Origin of the sequence: Salegentibacter echinorum (assembly GCF_900129445.1) — a bacterium.
Classification (GTDB): Bacteria; Bacteroidota; Bacteroidia; order Flavobacteriales; family Flavobacteriaceae; genus Salegentibacter; species Salegentibacter echinorum.
In genome coordinates, this window is the sequence record NZ_FQVT01000001.1 from 201,189 (window position 1) to 225,217 (window position 24,029).

Below are 24,029 nucleotides of genomic sequence, written 5' to 3' on the forward strand. Positions count from 1 at the left end.
GAGATGAGCCAACTTAAAAAAGGCGTACTTCTTTCTTACGTAACAATTATTTTAACAAACGTAATCGGGTTAGCCTTGACTCCATTTATTATCAGGAGTCTAGGTGATGCGGAATACGGTTTGTATGCTTTAATTGGTGCCTTTGTAGGATACATAAGTGTACTGGACCTTGGACTGAATAATACTATTGTACGATACGTGGCCAAATTCAGGGCTGAAAAAGACAAAAACGGGGAAGAAAGTTTTCTGTCTACCACTATGATAATTTATGGATTTATTTCCTTAATTATAGGAGTTATTGGAACAATTCTTTATTACAATCTGGAATCCCTTTTCGGTTCCTCTTTAACTTCAGTGGAATTGAGTAAGGCAAAGCTCATGTTCCTTATCCTAATTTTTAATATTGCAATTACCTTGCCTGGAGGAGCTTTTACGGCCATTTGTAATGGATATGAACATTTTGTTTTTCCCCGCACTATTAACATAGCACGTTATCTTGTCCGATCGGCTGCTGTGGTAGGACTACTATATTTAGGAGGTGATGCAATAGGGTTAGTTCTCTTGGATACCGCGTTGAACCTAGCTGTAATTGTCATTAATATTTGGTATGTAGTCACAAAACTTAAAATAAAATTTTCCTTAAGCGGCTTTCAATTCCCATTAATAAAAGAAATTTTTTCATATTCTATATGGATTTTCGTAATGGCTTTAGTTTATCAGTTTCAGTGGAAAGGAGGACAGGTGATACTGGGTATTGAAACAAATACTGTCACAGTAGCTATTTATGCCGTAGGAATTTTATTAGGCACATATTACGGTGCTTTTGCTTCCGCTATAAATGGAGTGTTTTTACCTAAGGCAATGCAAATGGTAGTTAAAAACGCCTCAGGAAAAACCTTGACGGCTGAAACCATTCGAATAGGTCGAATAACTTTAATTGTTTTATTAGGAATTCTAGGGGCATTTTCTTTATACGGCAAACAATTTATAACTTTATGGGTGGGGGCAAACTATCTTGATGCCTGGCCTATTGCATTACTAATTATGCTTGTAAGCACTAATATCCTTGTCCAATCTTTTGCCGATTCGACATTAAAAGCCAAAAAATTATTCCGATTCAAAGGTCTCTCCTATATCATTCTACTGGTAGGAGGGACAATTCTGGGATATTTTCTGATAAAACCACTAAATAGCTTTGGAATTATATTAGGAATTGCAACTAGTTGGGCACTTTCACAATTGTTAGTGACTTTTTATTTCAAAAAGAAGATGGATTTCCAAATTAAGGATTTCTATTCTGAATTGTTTAAAGGAATCTTACCGGTCTTTATTATTTCAATAGGTATAGGGTTTTTGATTGATTATTTAATTCAATTTAAAAATTGGATAGGGTTTTTTATTAAAGTAATTCTTTTCCTTACAGTCTATATCTTATTAATTCTAAGATTTGCAATAAACAATTATGAGAAAAATTTGTTTTATGGCTTAATATCAAAAAAAGAAAAAATAATCAATGGAACCTAAAGTATCCATAGTTTTACCTGTTTACAATGTTGAAAAATACATTTCCAAATCTATTGAAAGTATTTTAAACCAAAATTTCACCAATTTTGAACTGTTGATCATTGACGATGGGAGTCCAGACAAAAGCATTCAAACAGCAAAAACTTATGAAGATAACCGGATAAAAATTTTTCATAAAGAAAATGGAGGACTATCCGATGCACGGAACTACGGCCTGAAAAGAGCAGCTGGTGAGTACATCTATTTTATGGATTCTGATGATTGGATTGAACCTAACCTCTTAGAAGAAAATATTGCTATTCTGGATACAGAAAAACTAGATTTTGTCATATTTGGATATCAACAAGATAATGAAAATCTGGAAGGGAAAGTTTTGAATAGTCTTGATTTTGTTCCTCCTAACCTTAAGTTGAGAAAAGGTCAAGATGTTTTAACTGTAGATCAAGAAATTTTGGGTCTTATGGGATATGCCTGGAATAAAATTTATAAGTTAGATTTTCTTAAAAAGCATGAACTCCAATTTGAAAAAGGTACCTCTTTAGTTGAAGATATACTTTTTAACTCTCAGGTTTACAACCTTTCAAATCGCCTACATTTCAATAATAATGCATATTATCACTATATAAATAGACCAGTTGTAACCTTAATTAAACAATTCCATTCAAACTCGTTTGAATTAAAAAAGAATAAGACAATTGCACTCGAAGAATTTTTAATTGGCTGGAGCCTAAAAGAGGAGGAAATAAAAAGAATTCAAGCACTAAGCTTGATACAGGGTATTAGATATTGTATCCATAATCTCTACTCCTATAAAAACAGCTTGAGCCATACAGAAAAAAAGGCGTATTTAAATTATATGCTTTCAGATGGTCTTACCAGGGAGGTAATAAATTTTTACAATCCAACAAATTTAAAAGATAAGGTGTACAAATTCTTACTCAAACATAAATTAGTTGGCCCTCTTCATAATTTATCCACGCTTACAAAATAGCTCAAATTGATACAGCAACTCATTGGTTTTAAAAAAAAGTATTTTATAAAACTGCTTTTACAATCAAGAAAACCTTATTCCTATTTTTCCACTACAACCATATCAAAAATTCACAGGAACGTTTTTATCTTTCTTGCTGCAGATTATGGTAATCTTGGAGATGTAGCCATAACATTTGCTCAAACAAAATTTCTAGAAGAATACGCTCCTGATGCAAACATTATTGAGATACCCATAAGTCAAAGCTTGGAAGGTTTTCATTTTGTTCGCAGAAATATTAAACCGGGAGATATTGTAACTACTGTAGGTGGAGGCAACTTAGGGGATATGTATGATCAAATTGAATACATTCGCCAGTTAGTGGTGAAGTTATTTCCGAATAATAAAATAATTTCCTTTCCGCAGACTTTCGATTTTGGCAACACACATCAAGGAAACAATGCTTTAAAAAAAGCAGCTAAGATATATAATAAACATAAAAATCTCGTTTTTGTAGCTCGTGAAAAGGTTTCCTATGAACTTATGCAAAAACATTTTACAAACGCGACCATATTGCTCACCCCGGACATCGTGCTATCCTTAAATAAAAGTGATAGGGAAGGAGAGTCTGGTCGTGAAGGCGCTGTGATGTGTATGAGGAGTGATAAGGAAAAAAACTTAACAACTTCTCAGTCTGAAATCTTGAATGACATAGTTTCGTCACAATATAAGAAGGTAATTACCTATGATACCCATCTAGGTCGAAATAATTTATCAGTAACAGAAAGAAAAGACGAGCTAATGAAAATCTGGAATGCTTTCAGAAATGCTGAATTAGTTGTAACAGATAGGCTACATGGTATGATTTTCTGTTATATAACAAATACTCCTTGTTTGGTATTTCTTAATAATAACCATAAAGTTAACGGCACCCATAAATGGTTTCCAAAAGAATGCAATATTAAACTTATAGAAGAATTTGAGGAACAAGAAATTACGGACTCTATAGTTGAATTACAGTCAAATTCCTTTGCCTATTCAAGCTTGAAGGAACATTATAACCCTCTTTTAAAACAGCTATAATGGAAAAAATTCTTCATATAGTGGACCGAATGGATAGAGGAGGGGCCGAAATGATGATTATGAATCTTTATCGGGTTCTTGATAGAAATCGATTCCAATTCGATTTTCTATATTTTACAGAGAAAAAGTGCGATTTTGATGATGAAATAAGGGATTTGGGCGGCACTATTTTCAATATACCTGAAAGTATAAAGGATCCTTTTACCAGAATTATAACCATAAGAAAGCTCCTCAGAAAAAATAAAGATATCAGGATAATTCATTGCCATACACTCTTTAGCATAGGACTTCATCTATTTGCTGGGAGGTTAGCAGGTGTGCCCGTGAGAATAGCCCATTCTCATAATACAAGTGATAAAAAAGGAAGTGATTTTTTTCGTCAGGTATATCATACCCTAATGCGAAAAATGATTTTTGCAAACGCAACCCATTATATTTCATGTGGTGAAAAAGCTAAAACATTTTTATTTCCAAAAGTAAAAAAGAAAATACTTTTGTTGAATAATGCTATCGATACGGAATTTTTTAGCCGTATTGGACGGGAAAATGAAAATTACTTTAGAAATGAATTTCATCTTCAGGATAATTGTCTGGTTGTTGTCCAAATAGGTTCTATAAACAAAACTAAAAATCAAGAATTCACTCTTCGTCTTTCCGAAGCATTAAACGATTTAGAAATAAACCACCAAATTTTCATCATTGGTGAGGGTGACGATAGAATTGACCTTGAGAATTTAGCTAGTTCTAAAAACTTCAGAGGCAATGTGATCTTTTTGGGTAAAAGAAAGGATATTCCTAATCTTCTTGGTGGCGCTGATTTAATGCTAATGCCTTCCTTACATGAAGGCTTCCCTGTTGTTTTGGTAGAAGCACAAGCCGCAGGCACTCCTGCCCTGATTTCCGAAAATATTTCTAAAGAGGTAGACCTGGGCGTGGAGCTGGTTAACTATGAATCTCTGAGTAGCGATTATAAGCATTGGATCGAAAAGATAAAATATATCCGCAAACAAAAGAAAATAGCCAATTCAGAGAGATTGGCAATTCTTAAGCAGAAAGGATTTGATACGAAAGATAGCTGCCAAAAATTGACCCATTTCTATTTAAATGTATAGGCAAACATCAGAATTATTTTTGGTTTACTTTTCGGCTAACAGCAAAAGAAAACCATTCTTTAAAAATATAAACACCTTTAATTCGTCAGCACTTGAGATCACCTAAAATAAGTGTAATAGTTCCTTGTTACAATGTTCAAGATTATGTTGAGAAATGTCTCGATAGCATTGTTTCCAATCGCTATTCTGAACTAGAAATAATATTGATCAACGACGGTTCTACAGACCAAACTTTGGAGACGCTGAAAAAATTACAGCAGATATATAGTCAAGAAAACCTTAAGATCATCGATCAGTCAAATCAAGGACCTTCCGAAACCCGAAATAAAGGAATACAAGTTTCGCAAGGAGAATACATAATGTTTATAGATAGTGACGACTGGGTAGGCCCGGATTATTTTGTTCATTTTGTAAACAGTCTAAAAGGCATGGATTTGGTTTTAGCCTCATATACCCGTGAGTTCGGAAACTACAGCAAACCGCGATCTCTCGGAGTAGAGGGAAAAAAAGATGCCAGGATGATTCAAAGAAGAATGGTAGGACTGCTTGAAAAGGAATTACAAGACCCTTCACAAGCAGATAGCATAGTAACTGTCTGGGGTAAAATGTATAAATCTGAAATATTAAAAGGCAAGAAACTAAAATTTAAATCCACCGAAGAGATCGGTACTGCAGAAGACCTTCTTTTTAATGTGGACTACCTTCATTTCTGTCAGAATGTTTTTTGTATAGATAAACCTTTATATCATTATCGAAGAAATAATCAAGACTCTTTTACATCAGTTTATAAGGCTAACCTATTTACTCTTTGGACAAACTTATTTAATCATCTTTTTGCAAGAGTAAAATCGAATGGAGATGTATTTTGTAAGGCCTATTTTAATAGAATATGTCTGAGCATCATAGTACTTGGTCTAAATGAAATTAGAAATCCGGCTGGTTCATCTACTATAAAAAAGAATCTTCTAAAATTTTTGCAGAGTCCGTTGTACGAAAAAGCATTTTCTCAACTTCAGTTGAGACATTTTCCTATGCATTGGAAAATATTTTTTCTTTTCGCCAAAACAAAAAATGTGTCTGGACTTTATCTTATGTTAAAAGCTATAAACACACTTAAGTAATATGTCCATATCAATAGCGATTCCATTTTATAACGCGGAAAAATTTTTGCCCGATGCAATCCGTTCTGTATTTGCACAAACATTTCAAGAATGGGAATTAATTCTCATAGACGACGGTTCTACCGATGGATCTTTAGAAATTGCGCAATCCATAAATGATCCTAGGGTAAGGGTTTTAGCAGACGGTAAAAACAAGAAATTAGCCGGCAGATTGAACCAAGTCGTGGAGTTAGTTAAGTACGACTATATAGCAAGAATGGACGCTGATGATATTATGGATCCAAGACGTCTACAAATACAATATGACATTTTAGAAAATACAGATTATGATCTTACCACAACAGGTTTGTACTCTATTAAGAATGATTTGACTCTGGCAGGAATGAGAGGAGTAGAATTTTCAGATAAACTTTCAGTTAAGGATGTAATTAATCGTAAGGTTGAAATTCTTCATGCGAGTGTCTTAGCAAGAAAATCATGGTATGAAAGGAATAGATATGATGAATCCTTACCAGTCGCCCAAGATTATGACCTTTGGCTAGGTGCTGCAAGTCGCGAAGACTTAAAAATTAAGATTGTCAGTGACCCCTTATATGTTTACAGGGAGGAAGGTAACGTGACAGTGCAAAAACTACTTAAAGCCTATGGACTAACAAGCAGGATTATTGAAAAGTACAATGTAGATAAACAATTTGCCAAGAAGCAAATTTTAAACTCGAAAATCAAAAGCTTTATTGTAAAAATGCTAGATAAATTTGATCTTTTACATCACCTACACAACAAAAGAAACCAGCTGCAATTAGTTGATGAAGAAAATATAAAAGACTATAGCAAAATGCTCAGACGAATCCAAGAAACTCAAGTGCCAGGTTTAGTTGATAAAAATTTTCGTGATTTTCCAAAGGAAGCCACGGGAGACAGTAACTACAATTAGGTTACATTTTTTATAGCTTCTAAAGCAACAAATTTTCATGTTAGAATTTATTCCAATAGAAATATACACCCCTATTTACTACCACATTCTGCTGAGCGTAGTACTTATGACTATACTCCATAGTCAAGTACTTCAGATTAATGACAAAGTAAATCTTGTCTATGTTAGAAGTTGCGGTCTGATTCTATTAATTTTTGTTCTTGGATATATGGGTCTACGACCCCTAAGTGGAATTTTCACGGATATGGGCTTATACGCTAAGTATTTTTTCCAAATTCAGGAGGGGAATAATTTCAGTCTCGGTGAAGATTTTCTTTTTGACTTACTACTATTAATCACAGCTTACGCAACAAACATTGATTTTTTTTTCCTTTTATGTGCTGGCCTTTATGTAATTCCTCTCTACTTGGGATCAAAGAAATGGTTTGGTGGTTATTGGTTTTATTCGTTTTTATTTTTAGTGATATCATTTTCTTTCTGGAACTATGGCACTAACGGGATTAGGAATGGCATAGCAACTTCTATATTTATTCTAGGCTTGTCTAGAGAGAACAAAAGAAATCAGATCATTCTTATCTTGGTTGCAGTTGGTTTTCATAAATCTATGCTACTTCCTGCAATAGCTTATGCTGCGACGTTTATAAATAACAACCCCAAGGTCTATTTACGGTTTTGGCTGCTATGCATACCTCTTTCTTTGTTCCTTGGTGGATATTTAGAATCAATTATAACATATTTAGGTTTCGGTGATGATCGACTTTCCAAATATTTGACAGATGAAGAGTTTGGCGCCAACTATAATAGAGGTTTTAGATGGGATTTCTTAATCTATAGTGCTGCCGGGGTGTTTGCAGGCTACTATTTTATTTTCAAAAGAAAGTTTAAAGATAACTTTTACAACCATTTGTTCAATATTTATCTAATTGCCAATGGTTTTTGGATACTAATAATACGCGCGAGCTACTCTAATAGATTTGCTTATTTGTCTTGGTTTCTTTTAGGAATAATAGTAGTCTACCCATTTTTAAAAGAAAAATTATTTGTTAATCAGCACCAAAAACTGGGAGGCACTTTACTCGTCTACTTTATGTTCACCTACATTATGAATGTGATTTTAGCATAGCCTTTATTAAGTAAAAAATTCAAAAATGAAAATCGCTTATATAATAACCGACTACGGAGCCTTTAACAATTTCCTGGCTGAACTATCGGTCAACCTCTTACAGAAAAAATATGAGATCCATGTTATTTGTTCAAATGATAAGGTAATCAACCGAAAAGATAAATACAATTATGTCGAGTTGGGAATTAATTTTTATCATTTAGAATTTCCTAGGGGATTTAATTTTCTAAAACATCTTAAAATTTCGAAAAAGATTCATCATTTGCTCGAAAAAATTGACCCTGATCTTGTTCATATAAATTTTACTACTGCTGCATTTACTACTTTACTTTATAAAAAACCACGATTCCCTACCCTAGGGACTTTTCACGGCCTCGGTTTTCCTGTTTTATCCGGCCGTAGAAGAAAGATCTTCAAGCTTGTAGAAAATTTTTGTTTTACAAGATTAGATCAGATATGGCTCCTAAATAAAGTGGATTATGATATTGTTAATAAAACCCACCCACATAAGGCTTTTTATTATGATTCAGCAGGTTTAGGATGTGATTTGGATAAATTCAACCCCGAAAATTTTTCCCAGGGGTCAAAGTCTATACTAAAGAAGAAATTAGAAATAAGGCCGGATGATTTTGTAATAACTTTTACAGGACGATATGTTGATTTTAAAGGCTATCACCTTGTAGTAAGATCTTTTTTTGAAGCGTTTCAAAAACATAAAAATTTAAAATTAATCCTGTTGGGAGGAAGAGACCCAATTCATCCAACGGGATTGTCAAAAGAAGAAGAAGAACAGCTGTTAGAATGCCCAAATATTATAGATATTGGTTTCACCCACGAAATTGAAAAGTATTTATCAATTTCTGATGTATTCTTATTCCCTAGCGTAAAAGAAGGTGTGCCGGTATGTATAATTGAAGCTTTAGCAATGGCTGTGCCGGTTATAACTGCAGACAGCAGAGGTTGTAATGAATTAATCTTTGACTATAAGAATGGCTTACTAATAGCCAATCCTCCTATGATAAGTGATATAGTAGGTAAAATTTACCTCCTAATAAATAATAATGAATATTTAAAAAAGTTAGCCAATCAAGCTAGAAATGACAGGACAATATATGGTAGAGAAAACTTTATTGAAGAACAGTGTGAGATTTATAATCTAACCATTTCCAGGTCGAAGCGAAAAGAAGGGCAAGAAGTTGAACATGCTTAATCAAATAAATATAAATTTTCACAGAATATTTATTTATTCTGCAATTAGTTGATTATTTAAAATTCTAAAAATAAAAATTTAAGACTATTCGAATCATTTCATTTCTAAGCCTTCTTACTTGAAAAACACAGCAAAATAATAAATCATCAAAAATTAATCTATAATGAACATTCTCGCTCAAGTAGTAATAATCGATATTTCTATGTGATTTACAAGCGGTTTGTTGATCTTGTATTCCTCGACACCATGCCAGGACCTTCAATTTTAATCCTAAGGCGCAGTGATTAAAAAATGAAAGTAACACATAACAATTTCTAAGCTTTTTAAAAAAAAGAGAACGATAGTTGCTTTTAAAATTGACTGTTGCAAAATAGAAAATAAACATTATATATTATTCTTTGAAACTTAAACATTTCCCATTGGCCCTACCCGATTATACCCCATCTTATATAATCAGCTAAAATTTTTTAAAATGAACATTTTAGATCAGGACATTTTATTGGACCTATTTCACCGGTATTATCTGTTTTTTGCCGGCTGCGTGTTTTTACTGGCCTTTGTACTTACCTGGTATTTCACCCCCAAGGTGTTATGGGTGAGCAGGGAAAAAAATATGATGAAGGAGATAAATGACCGGAGTTCCCATTCCACCGCAATTCCTCCTTTTGGTGGTGTTGCTTTTTTCCTGGTACTGGTACTAGTAATAAGTGTTTTGCAAGCCTTAAGAACTTCGCCTACCGGAAATCATTTAATTATAGGACTTACCTTTCTTTTTATGGCCGGCTTAAAAGACGATCTGGTTATTTCTTCGGCTAAATTAAAATTCGTTAGTCAGTTGTTTGTCGCAGGATTTATTATTTTTTCCCCAGAGTTACAGTTGACAAGCTTACATGGGTTTTGGGGGATTTTCGAGATACCTATGGTTTTGGGTTATGCATTTAAGGTATTAATTGTGGTAGCCCTTATTAATGCTTATAATTTGATAGATGGGATAGATGGGCTTGCCGGAATTTTGGGAATTGTGATCTCCCTTACCTACGCCATGGTTTTTTACGCTACCGGACACCCTTATTTTGTATTATTAAGCCTAACGGTGGCAGGACTTTTATCAGCATTTCTTCGGTTTAATTTTTCTCGGGGAAGAAGAAAAATGTTTATGGGTGATGGTGGAAGCCTGGTAATAGGCTTTATGATCGCTTTTTTAAGTTTAAAGATCCTGGTTATGCAGCCCTATGAGCCTTTAATGAAAGAAGGTTTTGTCCCCGAAAACAGATTGTTATTTGCTTTAGCTGTTTTGTTTATCCCAATTTTTGATACGCTTAGAGTCATTTGTATTCGTTTAAAAAATGGAAAAACCCCCTTTGAAGCCGACCGTAATCATATGCACCATGTATTACTGGATAATGGCTTAAGTCATAAAAAAGCCAGTTTTGTGCTTGGAGGATTAAACCTTGCCGTAATAATTATTTATATGATGTTAAGTCGAGATCTAAAAAGTATTGGTATGAGCCTTGCGATGCTCGCTATTTTCGCGGTAGTGGCAATAGCTTTTGCCGGACTAAAAAGAAAGTCGCAACAAAGAACGATCTTATATGGCCGGCCAAAAGGAATTAAGGTAGAGCGACGACAACAAAGGGAAGCGGTGTGGAATGAAGAGTGAAAGTGTGAAGAGTGGAATAGTGAAGAATTATAGACTAAAATTCCCGAACCGCAAACCAAAAACTATAAAAAACAGATCTACTACTATCTAATATTTCAAAACGACAAACTAACCATAAGGTCGCAATACACGCTATCATAAAATCGGGAAACCCGAACTAACGGCAACATAAAACATCAAATCCAACTACCATCTACCGACTAAAGTCAACTTACTTTACTAAATAAAAATACACATAAACCCATATATTCGCTAAAATTTTGAAAACAATGAAATTTCCCAAATTTTTTAGATTAAGTTTTTTTGCACTTCTAAGTGTACTATTAACTACCTCCTGTGTTTCCCGGCAGGAAATTGTATATTTCCAGGGATTGGAAGAAGCAGAGGCCAAATTGGAAGAAAACACTCATAAAGAGGGTATAAAAGCGAATGACTTGTTAACTATAAGCGTTGCCGCGGCAGAACAGGAAGCAGCACTACCCTATAACCTTCCGGTAGTGGCGGCGCCGCAGGGAGGCATTAACATGGCCATGAGTATTAACGGAAGACAGCAGTTGCAAACCTACCTGGTAAGTAAAGATGGGAATATACAGTTTCCGCAATTAGGAAAATTAGAGGTAAAGGGTTTAGGCCGGCAGGAATTATCTGAAAAGTTAGAACAGCAATTGGAAGCTTATATTCAGGATCCTATTGTAACGGTGAAAATAGTGAATTTTGAAGTGAGTGTTTTAGGGGAAGTCAACCGCCCCGGCACTTTCACTATAGAAGATGGTTATATTAGTTTACCTCAAGCCCTTGGTTTAGCCAACGATTTAAGTATTTATGGCCGCAGGGATAACGTTTTGGTCATGCGGGAAGATAATGGAAAAAAGACCCACGCTTATTTAGACCTTACCGATGCCGATGTAATAAATTCACCATACTATTATCTTCAACAAAATGATGTGGTATATATAGAACCCAATGGACCTCAAAGGCAAAGTGCCAGTTACAATCGTAACGCCAGCGTTTATATCTCTATCGCTTCGGTTTTAGTCTCCTTAATTGTATTAATAGCAAGATAAATGTCACAACAACACAATCCCGGGATTCGCCCGCAGGAAGAAGAAATAGATTTAAGGGAAGAACTTGAGAAGTATCTTCGGTTTTGGCCCTGGTTTGTAATTGGAGTTATCCTTTGCATACTGGCAGGGATTATTTACTTAAAGTTTAGTACTGCACAATATAGTACCACCGCCAGTATTATTATTAAAGATGAAAAAAGCAAAGGCCCTGCCAGCCAAATGGAGGCTTTTGCTGATATGGGGTTTTTAGGTGGCATGGGGGCCGAAAGTATAGAAAATGAAATTGGCATTTTAAAGTCGAAAACTTTAACCACCCAGGCCGTGAAGGCACTAAACCTAAATATCACTTATTTTCAGGAAGGCACATTAAAAGACAAAGAGCTTTACGAAAATAGTCCTTTTGAAATTCAGATTTTGCAGTTAGATGAGGAGCGGCTGGGAGAAAGAATAAAAGAGGAATCGGGAAATACATTTCGAATTAATCCTGCTTCCGAAGAAAACTTTAACCTGGTAAATACCGAGACCGGAGAAAGTTTTAAAGCTAAATATGGAGCTCCGGTAAATATTGGTTTTGCAGACATTACGGTTGAAAAAACCGGAATGCAGCTCGAAACCGATGACAACTCAGTACGGGTTCATTTTAATCCTATAAATGGGGTAGTTGGAAAATATCGTAATGCGGTACAGGTAAATTTAACCGATAAAAATTCCAGCTTATTGGAATTGAGTTTAGTAGACCCGGTAAAAGAGAAGGCGCAAGATATATTAGACCAACTAATTCTGGAGTACAACAGGCAGGCTATTGAAGATAAAAATTTAATAGCCTCCAATACTGCTGAATTTATAGATGAGCGTTTAGCAATTATCAACCAGGAACTGGATTCGGTAGAAGTAGGCAAAGAAGAATTTAAAGAAGCCAACCAACTCACCAATATTGAAGCTGAATCTGAACTGTTTATAGAAAATGCCAGCGAATATAAAAAGCGCCAACAAGAAGTAGGAACCCAGTTGGAGTTGGCCAACGCCATGATTAACTATTTAAAAACCGGGAGCAACTCCGATCTTTTACCGGCCAACCTTGGAATTGAAGAAGCAGGGGTAAACGATTTGATTAAAGAATATAACACGCTGGTTTTGGAGCGCAACCGCATCTTAAGTGGATCTACCGAGAAAAACCCGGTGGTGATGCGTTTAAGTTCACAAATAGAACAAATGCGGGCTAATGTGCTACAAAGTCTACAGCGAATGCGTAGCAACTTCCAAATAGCCCAGGAAGATTTAGATAGGCAGGCTGCGGTAATAGGTTCACAAATTTCAGCGGTACCTGCCAAAGAAAGGCAGTATCGGGGAATTGAGAGGCAGCAAAATATAAAGGAAGCACTCTATTTATTTTTACTCGAAAAAAGGGAAGAAAATTCTTTATCCCTTGCCGTTACCGCCCCAAAAGCAAAAATTGTAGATAGTGCATATAGTAATGCCAACCCTGTTTCTCCAAAATCGAAGATAATATTACTTGCCGCATTAATTTTAGGCCTGCTTATTCCTTTTTTAATTATCTATCTTAAAAATTTACTGAATAATAAAGTAAGAGAAAGAGGTGATCTTGAACGAGTGACCAAAGAGATTCCTATTGTAGGGGAAATCCCTAAAATTACTAAAAAAGAAACAGACCTGATTACGGAAAATGACCGCTCGGTACTTTCCGAAGCTTTTAGGATTATGGTAACGAACCTGCAATATTTATTGGTAAATACCAGCCGAAAAGAAAAGGGCATCAAATTATTTGTAACCTCTACCGTAAAAGGAGAAGGCAAAACTTTTCTCGCCTTTAACCTGGGAATTACTTTTGCCAATATGCAAAAGAAGGTGGTTGTAGTAGGGGGTGATCTAAGAAACCCGCAATTACAGCGCTACGAAACTGAAGCCCGTGAATTTACAGGGGTTAGTGATTATCTTTATAAGCCATCTTTAAGGGCGGAAGAACTTATTAGCTCTTCTAAAATTCATCCTAATCTTGATATTTTAGCTTCAGGAAACATTCCTCCTAACCCATCAGAATTACTTAGAAGCGAACGCATGGGAGAACTATTGAGCGAGTTGGAGGAAATTTATGATTATATTATTGTAGATACCGCCCCTGCTATGCTGGTAGCAGATACTTTTTTAATTAATAAATACGCCGATCTAACATTATATGTAACCCGTGCCGGTTATACAGAAAAACGACTTTTAGATTTTGCGGTAGATGCCAAAAAAGAAGGGAAGTTACACGACGTAAGCTTTGTACTAAATGATGTAGAAATGGCCAATTTTGGTTATGGAAATAAATATGGCTACGCCTATGGCGAGGAAAAAAAATCCTTCTTTAAGAGGCTAAAAGATAAAGTGGCGATTTTGTAGTTGTTTCGGGTAGCACCACTTCGAGTGGCACCACGGTAATCGGGATATAGCGAGAAATTAGGATGTATATTGTTCAATGCTTGTTATTTTCGGCTTGTTATTTTGTAAGATAATATTGACTTTTTCAATTTCAGACTGGGCCCGACTGGAGCCTCTTGACAACGTTACCCTGATTTAGTCACCTCAAGCACTTCTATTAAAACTCAACAAAATCTCTCACGAGGGTTTAGAAACTGTCCCGAGTTTTTGGTTGGGAGCCTGACGGGAAATTTGATCGGGAGCTAAGTTGAGCGGATAATCTTTTGGAATCAACTAAAACAATTAACAAAGGCAAATTACCTCGCGGCAAACCAGGATTTCCAGACAAGCCTCGGAGCATTAAATCTTGATTATCGCGTAAAATTATTATTCTAAACAGATTTGTTTATTTTTTTATATTTTTGTATTTCAATTTATAGAGATGATCCCAGAAATATCTAAAATAAAAGGAATACATCCCGGAGCAGTTTTAAAAAGAGAAATAAAACAACGAGGAATAAAAAGCAAAGATTTGGCACTTTGGATAGGTGAACACGCCCAAACTATTAGTGCAATTATAAATGAGAGACGTAATATCAATCCGGGGCTTTCTATTAAATTGGGAAAGATATTAGGTGTGGAGAAAGATTATTTTATGCATTTACAGGCCAGTTTTGATGTTAAAAAACTTCAATCTAAAAACTTTGATCAAAAAATGCCAAATTTGACAAAAATAAGAAGAGTATTATTCTGGGATACTGACTTCACAAAAATCGATTGGATTAAAGATCGAAAAGCTATAATAAAAAGAGTTTTTGAACGCGGCAATCCTTTGGAAATAAAAGAAATTATTAATTTCTACGGAAAAGATACTATTCAAAAAGAATTAACAGGAATAAAGAATAATTTTTTACCCTCCTTTCGTCATAATCTGGTTAAGTATTTAGAAGAGGAGACTAATTGATGAAAATATTTAAAGCAACAGTATCAGAACTTCTATGGGAAATGCTTTGTAAAGTAATGACTTTTAAAGAACTGGAATCATTTCGATTAGTTGGAGGGACTTCTTTAAGTTTATTACTCGGGCATAGAATGTCAGTGGATATAGATTTATTTACAGATGCAGAATACGGGTCTATAGATTTCGATAAAATTGATGTGCTTTTTCTCAACTCTTTCAAACATGTAGAAATGAGTTATGGAGGAAATAACGGAATGGGCAAAACTTATTTTATAGGTAAAGACAAAGAAAACTTAATTAAAGTAGATTTATTTTATACCGATCCTTTTATTTATCCTTTTTTGAATTACGGGAAACTTAGATTGACACGTTCGGAAGAAATTTCTGCTATGAAACTTGAGGTTGTGGGAAATTCCGGAAGAAAAAAAGATTTTTGGGATATACATGAGTTAATGAATTACTTCACTTTAAAAGAAATCTTAGCTTTTTATCTTAAAAGACACCCTTACAGTTATACGGCTGATGAAATTATTTTCAAAATGACCGATTTTGAGGAAGCTGATTCTGACTTTGATCCAATATGTTTAAAGAATAAATATTGGGAGCTTATAAAATTGGATATTGAAGAAGCTGTTGCATCAAGTTTTTACTAATAGAGATTTGATTTTTTTGATCGGGTTTGACCGGAAAAGGATTAATTGCCTTTATTAAGTTTTAGTAGTAAGTTCGAATACCTTTGGCGACGAACAAATAAAAATAAACTCAATCAATATTCTAAAAGTATTCCCTTTTAAACTCATAAAGTCAAAATCGTGAATATATCGTAATGCTGATTGTTTCAGAACCTGTCCCGATTTTTTGGTAGGGAGCCGGCCGGGAAATTTGATCTGGAGTCTAAGTTGAGCGCTGCAATCTTTCGTTGTGAAGATTGAAGAAAATGAGGTAACAGAAATTTTTTTTTATTACCTGATTAACAATTCACAACAAGCTACAACCGGCTATGGCCCATCCTTTACAAACTAAAAGCAGAATTAAAATTTTGATTAATGATTAAAAAATTAGCCTTAATGGGCTTTTTGAGCTTAGTGAGCTTTAGCAGTTATGCCCAGTGGGATTTTTCGGGTTCGGTAAATCTTAACGGATATATATACGAAGGAGAACTGCAACGCCTCCCTTTTTGGATGTATGCCAATCAGCGTGGTCGCGTTTCAGAAGAAACAAATATTTCCGGCTGGGTTTCAGGCAGAACTTTTAATGAGTTTAGGAATGGAAATTCATTAGAAATTGGAGCCGGGGTTTTATACCAGGATGGAATAAATGATGAAGTTTTCCTGGATGAAATTTACGCTGAATTCAATAATGATTGGTTAGAAGCTATAATTGGAAGAAAACAGGAAGAAGAACTTTATAAAGGTTTAAGCGCTACCAATGAAAGTATTTTGTGGTCCTTAAATGCCAGGCCGATGCCGGGAATATCTTTAGCTACAAATAGAACGATTTTCTTTAGTAGAGAATCTGCTTTTGGTTTTGAAGCGTATTGGAGTGACTATTTACTGGGTGAAGAACGCTTTGTGAGTAATGCCCGTTTACACCACAAAGGTTTTAAATTAGTGTATCGTCCCAGTCCTGATTTTGAAATAAAAGCAGGTATTCGTCATTTTGCACAATGGGCCGGTAACTCTCCGGAATCTGGACAACAACCTAGCGAATTTTCCGATTATCTAAAAGTGATTGCTGGAAGAGAAGGAGGCGAAAATGCAGTTGGTGGAGATCAGGCTAATGTATTAGGAAATCATTTAGGAACTTATGAGCTGGAAATTAAAAAAAAGGTTAATCGGGAGCTAGAATTAAATTTTATTTATAACCACGTATTTGAAGACGGCTCAGGTAGCAGATTTGCGAACTTTCCCGATGGACGCTATGGCGTTTTCCTGGATTTTGATGATAATAGGCGCCTGGTTAATGGAATACTATATGAATTTTATTATACACGAAATCAAAGTATCAATGCCGGTTCACCTCACGGCGCTGATAATTATCTAAATAATTTTTTAACTTATCATTCCGGATTTACTTATGAAAGGAGAATTCTGGGACTACCATTTTTTACCTATAATGAAGAATTAGACCAGGTAGTAAATAATAAGTTTAGTGCCCATCACTTAGGAATCTCCGGAAATTTTTCCAATTATTTTGTAAGTTATCCCTGGAAGTTATTGCTAAGTTTTTCCCATAACGAGGGCAGGTATGGAAGACATTTTGTGCCTAACAGAGATATTTATTCCGGTTTTTTTGATATTCAAATACTTCAGTCTTTCGCCCTGGTTAATCTGCAATTAGGTATAGATATCAGTAATGTTTCCGAGCCTTTATATGGAGCCGGAATTAATTTGAGGAGACAATTCTAAGTATCGTTTCCCAGTTTTTTCTTGGAGATTCTATAGGTCTTATAATAATTTGTTCTTTTTCTAGAATCAATTCTACTTTATCTTTTATATGATTTAGACTTTTATAATAGCTATCTCGATGATAAAGTAACAATTATAGAGGTAAATTTTTTTAGGATAACTGAGTTAAACTTTGGTTAAAGGTGTCAAATTCGGTTACACCTAAAAAGTGACCCTTCCGAAGTGCCAGTAACAGTAGACTTTTAACATTTTCGGATAGTTCCTCTTCCTCCGCAAAAAGAAGCCCACGACTTTTTGGTCGTGGGTTTTTTATTTTGTGGAACGGCTTAAGCTTTTTCAGGCATCAAGCCTAATTGTTGTCTTTAAGCAAAAATTGTGGATAGGAAGAATTCTACATTTTTGACTCCCCTGAATTGAGCTATACTTCGACTACGCTAAGTACAGGCGCTATGCAATTCAATCGCAGCGTCCTAAAACACAAAAGCAACTTTGTTTTCTGTACGACAGTACATAATTAAGTTAGTTTTATAGAGCTATTGAAAAATCCCGGATATCAAAACTTGAATACCCGGGATAAAATTCTATTATAATTATTGAACAGCTTGCTTAATAGGCGTATCCCCAGCCATAATCTCAAAGGTTTCGTGAAGCTTTATCTCGTTAGGCAAAACTTCAACTAAAGTCTGGGCGACGTCGGCTCTCGAAATATTACCGCTTTTATCCAGCTCAGCTATGCCGCCGGTTTTTATTTTTCCGGTTGCATCTTCATTGGTGAGTGCACCGGGACGCACGATGACATAATCCAGGCCACTGGAGCGTAAATAATCGTCTGCATTTTGTTTGGCTTTGAGATAGTCTGTGAGATCGCCACCCTGGGAAGGATCATCGGTTCCAATAGATCCCAGCATCACAAACTTTTTAACGCCGGCTTCTTTTGAAGCATCTACCATTTTTTTAGCTCCTTCCTGATCGACTCCTATAACATTTTTACCGCCAGAACCTGCCGCAAAAATAACCTTATCGGCACCTTGAACGGCCTGGCTTAGATTTCCTTCTAAATCTGCCATTACCGTTTGGACTTTCTGATTGTCAAAATGTTGTTTCTGTTCTTGCTTTCTTACCATCGCAACCGGATTGTATGCTTCAGATTGTTTCAATATATCAATGATAAGCCTCCCCGTGGTACCGTTTGCGCCGGCAACCAATACATTTTCTTTCGTATTCATAGTATTTTATTTTTAGATTTTACAAGTTTAGAAAGTTGTTCCATAGCGCTATTCTCTTCGGAATAGACTTCTAAGAGCTTAATTTTTATTGTTTAATTTATTCAGCAATAATTCGGCTACTTTTTCTGAAGATGCCGGATTTTGCCCGGTAATAAGCAAGCCATCTTCCAGGGCGTATTCCTCATAGTCATTTCCTTTGCTATAATTTCCACCTTTCTCTTTGAGCATATCTTCTACTAAGAAAGGAACCACTTTGGTAAGTCCAGCGATATCTTCTTCAGAATTTGTGAAGCCGGTGACGTTTTTGCCTTTTACCAGAGGTTCGCCCGATTCACCTTTTACCTTTTTCAAGGCGGCCGGAGCGTGACAAACAAAGGAAACCGGCTTGTTGGCTTTGTAAAAGTCTTCAATCAATTGGGACGATACTTCACTTTCAGCCAAATCCCACAAAGGTCCGTGGCCTCCCGGATAAAATACCGCATCATAATCTTTTGCAGATACCTCAGAGAGTTTGTGCGTGGATTTTAACTGCTCCTTCAAAGCCTCATCTTTGTTATAACGCTTCGTCGATTCTGTTTGATTTTCTTCCTGTGCACTGGTAGGATCAATTGGTGGCTGACCACCTTTTGGAGAAGCCAGCGTCACCTTCGCGCCGTTATCTATTAAATGATAATAGGGCGTAGTAAACTCTTCAATCCAAAATCCTGTTTTTTGGCCGGTGTCTCCTAATTCTTCGTGAGACGTTAAAACGATTAATATTTTTTGTTGCTTTGTATTTGTCATAAATTTAGTACTTTAAAAATTATACTTTAACGATCATTTTACCTTTGTTTTTACCTTCAAAAAGATCTAAAAAGGCGTTGGGAATATTGTCAAAACCTTCTACAATGGTTTCTGAAAAATTGAGCTTTTCAGCTTTCAGCCATTGTGATAGCTTGTCCATACCTTCGGGAAATTTGTCGGCATAATTGCCAATAATAAAACCCTGCATTAATACGCTTTTCTTAATCAGAAATGGCTCCACACGCGGACCAGTAGGTATGGAAGTACTGTTGTATAGCGAAATTGCACCACACACTACAATGCGCCCAAAACGGTTAATATTGGCGTGAACACTGTCTGAGATTGTTCCGCCCACATTATCGTAATACACATCAACACCGTTAGGCGCGGCATCAGCAATCGCTTTGGTCATATCTTCCGTTGTGTTGTAATTAATCGCCGCATCAAAACCGAATTTAGATTTAAGCATTTCTCCTTTTTCATCAGTTCCTGCGATGCCAACCACTCGACAGCTCAGGATTTTCCCAATTTGGCCTACTATAGTACCTACCGCACCTGCGGCTCCTGAAACAACGATGGTTTCGCCTTTTTGGGGATTTCCAATTTTGGTCAACCCGAAATAAGCCGTTAAGCCCGTCATTCCTAAAATTCCGAGATAAGCCGATAAGGGCGCTTTATCTGCATCAACCTTGAGCAGTTCATTGCCGTTGTTGGTTTGGTATTCTTTCCAGTCTAACATTCCGGAGACAAAATCACCTTTGGAAAAAGAGTCATTTTTCGATTCTATGACTTCAGCAATGATGCCGGAATTAATTGGTTTTTGTAATTGAAAAGGCTCAACATAAGAGTCAGCATCGCTCATCCTGCCTCGCATATAAGGATCTACAGAAACGTACCTGGTTTTTAAAAGAACTTCTCCACTTGTAACTTCAGGGGTATCTTCGTTTGTAAATTTAAAATCGGATTCTTGTGGTTTTCCGTTTGGACGATTATTTAAAAGAATGGTCTTATTCATATTATTTTTTTAGAGTTTACTTAATTTTGAATTCGAAAATAATTTATTAATGAACGTTCATTCATTTTTTTGGATAGATTTTTTTAGATTTTGATGGCATCCCAGGCACTTTGAAAGGCTTTTTGACGCATTTCATCATTTAATTTATAATAGTTTTTCTCCTGAATAGCCAATAAAAACGATAAAGGATAGACTGTATAAGCGTAAAGAATATAATTGGAAAGCGGTTTAACGATTTCCTCTTTCCTGCCTTTTTCCCATAAATCGAGTAGGGGCTGCAAATGTTTTAATCCTTCTTCTGCAACAGCCTCATCAATTATTGGGGTGTTGTCACATTGTGATAAAAAGGTAGCCTCATCGATTTTATTTAATTTATAATCGGCGATATTATACCATATAATTTCAAATCCTTTTTTAACCGGAAGACCATCTTCGTAGCCTTTAAATGCGTGTTCACTAAAAGAGGCTTTAACCGTTAAATACAGGGAATTGATTAAATCTTGCTTGTTTTCGAAATAAAGATATATGGTGGCTGGCGCAACTCCGGCTAGTTTTGCAATTTTGGACATCGGGGCTTTGTGAAAGCCGTGATTGTTGACCAGGTTTAAGGTGGCGTCTAAAAGCGCCGTTTTTTTATCGGTTATTTTTTCCTTTTTCTCCATTTTTTCAATGCTGTTTTAAATAGTTTCTTTATTGGTTTAGAACTTGATTAGTTATCCTTGTTTCAGCATTAATAAAAATCTTTCTAAACCGGAATTAACTATCTTCACAAGGCAAAATTATAAAAAATGAACGTTCATTCATTAGAAAATGTGTTCTTTAACAATATTTTAATTGTAAGATTTAATCTTCGGGAAGTTTTGTGACAAAATCAGGATGGATTGAAACGGCTTTAAACAGTATTGTTTGCTAAGAATTCAGTTTTTTTTACGCTTACTTAGGCCAGTAGTGTACTACGCAATTGAACTATTATAACTTTATTCTAAACGGGAGTAAGACGCTTCTAAATTCGCAGTTTCTTTACAGAAAGGGTAGTTGAAGTCTATTTTTTTTACTTGCTTTTATTTTTGTTGAAATTCTACGGCTTTGCTTCAGGTTAAAACTATTTTTTCTTCCATTGTACAGTATATTCTCCCGTAGGGGTTACCTCTGTCCACTTTCCTCCTATAATTTTTTTTTCTCTAGTTCTATTATTAATTAAACGAAGCTTATAAGAAACCTGACGCTTGCGCCATTCTTGTTCGGTAAAAAATGCAGATTCACCGGCGGGGACAGTAACGGTTTTCATGGCCTCAAAACCGTGCGGTTTTTTTGTTGAATAGTCACTGTATAAGCTTTTTTCCCCGTTACGGTAAATTTCACCATTATTAATGGCTGTAGGGACTTCAAGCATTATAGAGTCCTTTTTTAACCATACAAACGCATCTTCCTCGTTGCTATGAAACGTAGATTGGTTATGAACATCAATTCCTCCATAAGGGGAGAAAGAAAATTCCTGAGGTTCCGGAATATTAAAATTATAAACGGTGGTTCCTTTTTTTACAAAAATGGAATCGCCATCCTCTTCTTTTAAACTATAGGTTATGCTATCAAACTCATAACCCTGTGATTTTTTTTGAAATACCTCAATTTCTTTTACTTCCTCTCCCGACTTTATTATTACAGTAAAGCCAAATTCTTCACCTGTGCTGTTTTCTTTTAACCAAATTTTAAGCGAGGATGGCGAATCTTTGGTAATTATAAAGCCTTTATTATTCCACAAAGCTTCTATCTTTCCCTGGCCTTCCAGTGATAATGAAGAGTGTTCCTTTGTTAATTCCCCGTCTTGCGAGTAGGTCTCTCCCTGAATATTAACATCGCCGTTATGGTTAAGTACTGCAGCTATATACCAGTTAGCACTGTTAAAAGAAACTGCTGTAGCCCCGCCTTCAGCTTCCATTTCAATCAATTGGGTTGAAGGTTTTATGCTTGAAACTTTGTCGTCATTGCTGCAAGACGTTAATGCAAATGATAGGAATAAACCAATGAGTATTCCTTTAAATTTATAGATGTTCATAGTAGGGGGATTTTCAACATGTTATGTTTTTTAAACCTGTAATCAAGTAAATACCAAAGTTTTGTCGGGAATTTGTTTTGCTACTAAAATACTGCTATTTTTTGGTAAACTAGAGACCGACTACCAAAAAATGGAACTTTAGGCCAGGATATAGAAATGGTATCCTTAAGGAAATTATTAATGAAAACTTTTTAGTTTCTTATGGTAAAACAACTAATGGGGTTTGCCCTTCATTTACTAGCTCATCAATTAAAAACTTTCTAAAGAGCTGATCTGTTAGGAGGCGCGAACCTTTTTGTACAATCAGCAACTCGTCAATTTTATTATTTATAACTTTCTTAATGTCGTTAAAGGGATCGTTCCCTTCATATATCGCAAATGACGTATTGTATTTATCTACAAATAACCCTGATAATTCCCGAAGATGTTTTTCTATATCCACCGTTTTTTCATAGGGTTTCGTTAAATGAAAAAAGATAATTTCTGTATTATCACGATCAATAAAACTCAAAAATTTGTTTAATTCCAGAATATTCAAAGGATGTTTTTCCGTTACTGCCACAAAAATTTTTTCGTGAGAAAATGTATTAATTTCAACAGGCATCGCTACAGTAATATTTTCTATAGCATCAATTATCTGAAGGGTTACACTAGGAAGAAGTAACTTTTTGAATAAACCTTTTCTTTTTATTCCTGAAAAAATTAGGTTGTCAAAAGGTTCCGATAGAAGTTTAGGCAGGCTAAGTTGTAAATTTTCTTCAGAAACATAAAACGAAACCTTAACCGTAGGTGGAATAAGTTTCTTCGCGAGGTCTTTTAACTTGTTTAAAGCTTCATCATTGGTTTGTTGTGTAAGTTGTTGTCTAATTTGCGTGTCGGTAAGAGAAGGTTTTAAAACAAGGGTCTGGTGCACTAACAAAAGTTCTACATTTACCTCCTTACTCCACTCACAAGCATACTTAATGAGGTTTGTTGAAGATGCTGAAAAGTCAATTAGTATAATAAATCTTTTTTTCATTTTGTAAAATTTTAAAATGCACTTGTGCCTGGATAATCATTCTTTTCAATCAATCTTTAAGAGCATTTTTTATCCATTAACCATCAAAACTGATTGTTGTTAAACCACTGACAAAAAACCAATTTACCAAATATATAAAACGGTAATATTATTATGAAAACCTTTCAAATATAATCATTGACGTTCCATAAAAATAAAACTAATTAGCATATTCTCTTTTAAAACAATGTCTAAAAGCGGTTTCATAATTATTCTTCTTGCTATTTTCGCCTAAAAGAGGTCGTTGAAGGATATTATTTATGAAAAAGCAGGACTCTTAGTTAGTTAGTTAGTGTTTTCTCTA

The 24,029-nt window shown here is 35.2% G+C and carries 20 protein-coding genes and 1 pseudogene; 14 read left to right on the forward strand and 7 right to left on the reverse strand.

Going from position 1 to position 24,029, the window contains the following annotated elements:
• The first annotated feature begins 3 nt into the window (after positions 1 to 3).
• The 14 genes from BUA71_RS00970 (at position 4) to BUA71_RS01035 (ending at position 17,588) form a co-directional block, all read left to right on the forward strand.
• Positions 4 to 1,524, forward strand: coding sequence for a lipopolysaccharide biosynthesis protein (locus BUA71_RS00970; RefSeq protein ID WP_072875836.1), 1,521 nt, complete (start codon positions 4 to 6; stop codon positions 1,522 to 1,524).
• The gene (locus BUA71_RS00975) at positions 1,514 to 2,515 is read left to right on the forward strand and encodes a glycosyltransferase family 2 protein (protein WP_072875838.1); all 1,002 of its coding nucleotides are present in this window, start codon (positions 1,514 to 1,516) and stop codon (positions 2,513 to 2,515) included. The genes BUA71_RS00970 and BUA71_RS00975 overlap by 11 nt, the downstream gene beginning before the upstream one ends.
• A 6-nt stretch (positions 2,516 to 2,521) precedes the next feature.
• The gene (locus tag BUA71_RS00980) at positions 2,522 to 3,577 is read left to right on the forward strand and encodes a polysaccharide pyruvyl transferase family protein (protein ID WP_072875840.1); all 1,056 of its coding nucleotides are present in this window, start codon (positions 2,522 to 2,524) and stop codon (positions 3,575 to 3,577) included.
• Complete coding sequence (locus BUA71_RS00985; RefSeq protein WP_072875842.1) at positions 3,577 to 4,689, forward strand: glycosyltransferase; 1,113 nt, start codon at positions 3,577 to 3,579, stop codon at positions 4,687 to 4,689. Before BUA71_RS00980 ends, BUA71_RS00985 begins: the two co-directional genes overlap by 1 nt.
• 92 nt (positions 4,690 to 4,781) lie before the next feature.
• Positions 4,782 to 5,810, forward strand: coding sequence for a glycosyltransferase family 2 protein (locus BUA71_RS00990; protein WP_072875844.1), 1,029 nt, complete (start codon positions 4,782 to 4,784; stop codon positions 5,808 to 5,810).
• Position 5,811: 1 nt separating this feature from the next.
• Positions 5,812 to 6,744 carry a glycosyltransferase family 2 protein gene (locus tag BUA71_RS00995; RefSeq protein WP_072875846.1) on the forward strand — a complete coding sequence of 311 codons (933 nt, stop codon included), beginning with the start codon at positions 5,812 to 5,814 and terminating at the stop codon, positions 6,742 to 6,744.
• Between the two features lie 37 nt (positions 6,745 to 6,781).
• Positions 6,782 to 7,867: an EpsG family protein gene (locus tag BUA71_RS01000; protein ID WP_072875848.1), complete on the forward strand. Its 1,086-nt coding sequence runs from the start codon at positions 6,782 to 6,784 to the stop codon at positions 7,865 to 7,867.
• Positions 7,868 to 7,892: 25 nt separating this feature from the next.
• Positions 7,893 to 9,077 carry a glycosyltransferase gene (locus tag BUA71_RS01005; RefSeq protein ID WP_072875850.1) on the forward strand — a complete coding sequence of 395 codons (1,185 nt, stop codon included), beginning with the start codon at positions 7,893 to 7,895 and terminating at the stop codon, positions 9,075 to 9,077.
• Between the two features lie 472 nt (positions 9,078 to 9,549).
• Complete coding sequence (locus tag BUA71_RS01010) at positions 9,550 to 10,737, forward strand: glycosyltransferase family 4 protein (RefSeq protein ID WP_072875852.1); 1,188 nt, start codon at positions 9,550 to 9,552, stop codon at positions 10,735 to 10,737.
• A gap of 269 nt (positions 10,738 to 11,006) precedes the next feature.
• Positions 11,007 to 11,801, forward strand: a complete 795-nt coding sequence (locus tag BUA71_RS01015) for a polysaccharide biosynthesis/export family protein (protein WP_072875854.1) — start codon at positions 11,007 to 11,009, stop codon at positions 11,799 to 11,801.
• Complete coding sequence (locus tag BUA71_RS01020) at positions 11,802 to 14,201, forward strand: GumC family protein (RefSeq protein ID WP_072875855.1); 2,400 nt, start codon at positions 11,802 to 11,804, stop codon at positions 14,199 to 14,201.
• 460 nt (positions 14,202 to 14,661) lie between these two features.
• Entirely contained in the window at positions 14,662 to 15,183 is a 522-nt protein-coding gene (locus BUA71_RS01025; protein ID WP_072875857.1) for a HigA family addiction module antitoxin, read from the forward strand.
• The gene (locus BUA71_RS01030) at positions 15,183 to 15,833 is read left to right on the forward strand and encodes a nucleotidyl transferase AbiEii/AbiGii toxin family protein (RefSeq protein ID WP_072875858.1); all 651 of its coding nucleotides are present in this window, start codon (positions 15,183 to 15,185) and stop codon (positions 15,831 to 15,833) included. The genes BUA71_RS01025 and BUA71_RS01030 overlap by 1 nt, the downstream gene beginning before the upstream one ends.
• A 393-nt stretch (positions 15,834 to 16,226) precedes the next feature.
• Entirely contained in the window at positions 16,227 to 17,588 is a 1,362-nt protein-coding gene (locus tag BUA71_RS01035; RefSeq protein WP_072875859.1) for a capsule assembly Wzi family protein, read from the forward strand.
• Here the strand turns inward: BUA71_RS01035 and BUA71_RS17750 are convergent.
• The 7 genes and pseudogenes from BUA71_RS17750 to BUA71_RS01065 all read right to left on the reverse strand — a co-directional run.
• Positions 17,566 to 17,679 (reverse strand): annotated as a pseudogene (locus BUA71_RS17750) (AbrB/MazE/SpoVT family DNA-binding domain-containing protein); the annotation flags it as partial. The gene BUA71_RS01035 and the pseudogene BUA71_RS17750 overlap by 23 nt on opposite strands.
• Positions 17,680 to 18,178: 499 nt before the next feature.
• The gene (locus BUA71_RS01040) at positions 18,179 to 18,814 is read right to left on the reverse strand and encodes an SDR family oxidoreductase (protein ID WP_072875860.1); all 636 of its coding nucleotides are present in this window, start codon (positions 18,812 to 18,814) and stop codon (positions 18,179 to 18,181) included.
• A gap of 78 nt (positions 18,815 to 18,892) precedes the next feature.
• On the reverse strand, positions 18,893 to 19,597 hold the full coding sequence (locus BUA71_RS01045) for a type 1 glutamine amidotransferase domain-containing protein (RefSeq protein ID WP_072875861.1): 705 nt from the start codon (positions 19,595 to 19,597) through the stop codon (positions 18,893 to 18,895).
• A 19-nt stretch (positions 19,598 to 19,616) separates the two neighbouring features.
• Positions 19,617 to 20,612 carry an NADP-dependent oxidoreductase gene (locus BUA71_RS01050; RefSeq protein ID WP_072875862.1) on the reverse strand — a complete coding sequence of 332 codons (996 nt, stop codon included), beginning with the start codon at positions 20,610 to 20,612 and terminating at the stop codon, positions 19,617 to 19,619.
• A gap of 83 nt (positions 20,613 to 20,695) precedes the next feature.
• Positions 20,696 to 21,274, reverse strand: coding sequence for a TetR/AcrR family transcriptional regulator (locus tag BUA71_RS01055; RefSeq protein WP_072875863.1), 579 nt, complete (start codon positions 21,272 to 21,274; stop codon positions 20,696 to 20,698).
• 440 nt (positions 21,275 to 21,714) lie between these two features.
• Positions 21,715 to 22,668, reverse strand: a complete 954-nt coding sequence (locus BUA71_RS01060; protein ID WP_139277045.1) for a hypothetical protein — start codon at positions 22,666 to 22,668, stop codon at positions 21,715 to 21,717.
• Between the two features lie 199 nt (positions 22,669 to 22,867).
• Positions 22,868 to 23,686, reverse strand: a complete 819-nt coding sequence (locus BUA71_RS01065) for a universal stress protein (RefSeq protein ID WP_072875865.1) — start codon at positions 23,684 to 23,686, stop codon at positions 22,868 to 22,870.
• Positions 23,687 to 24,029 lie beyond the last annotated feature (343 nt).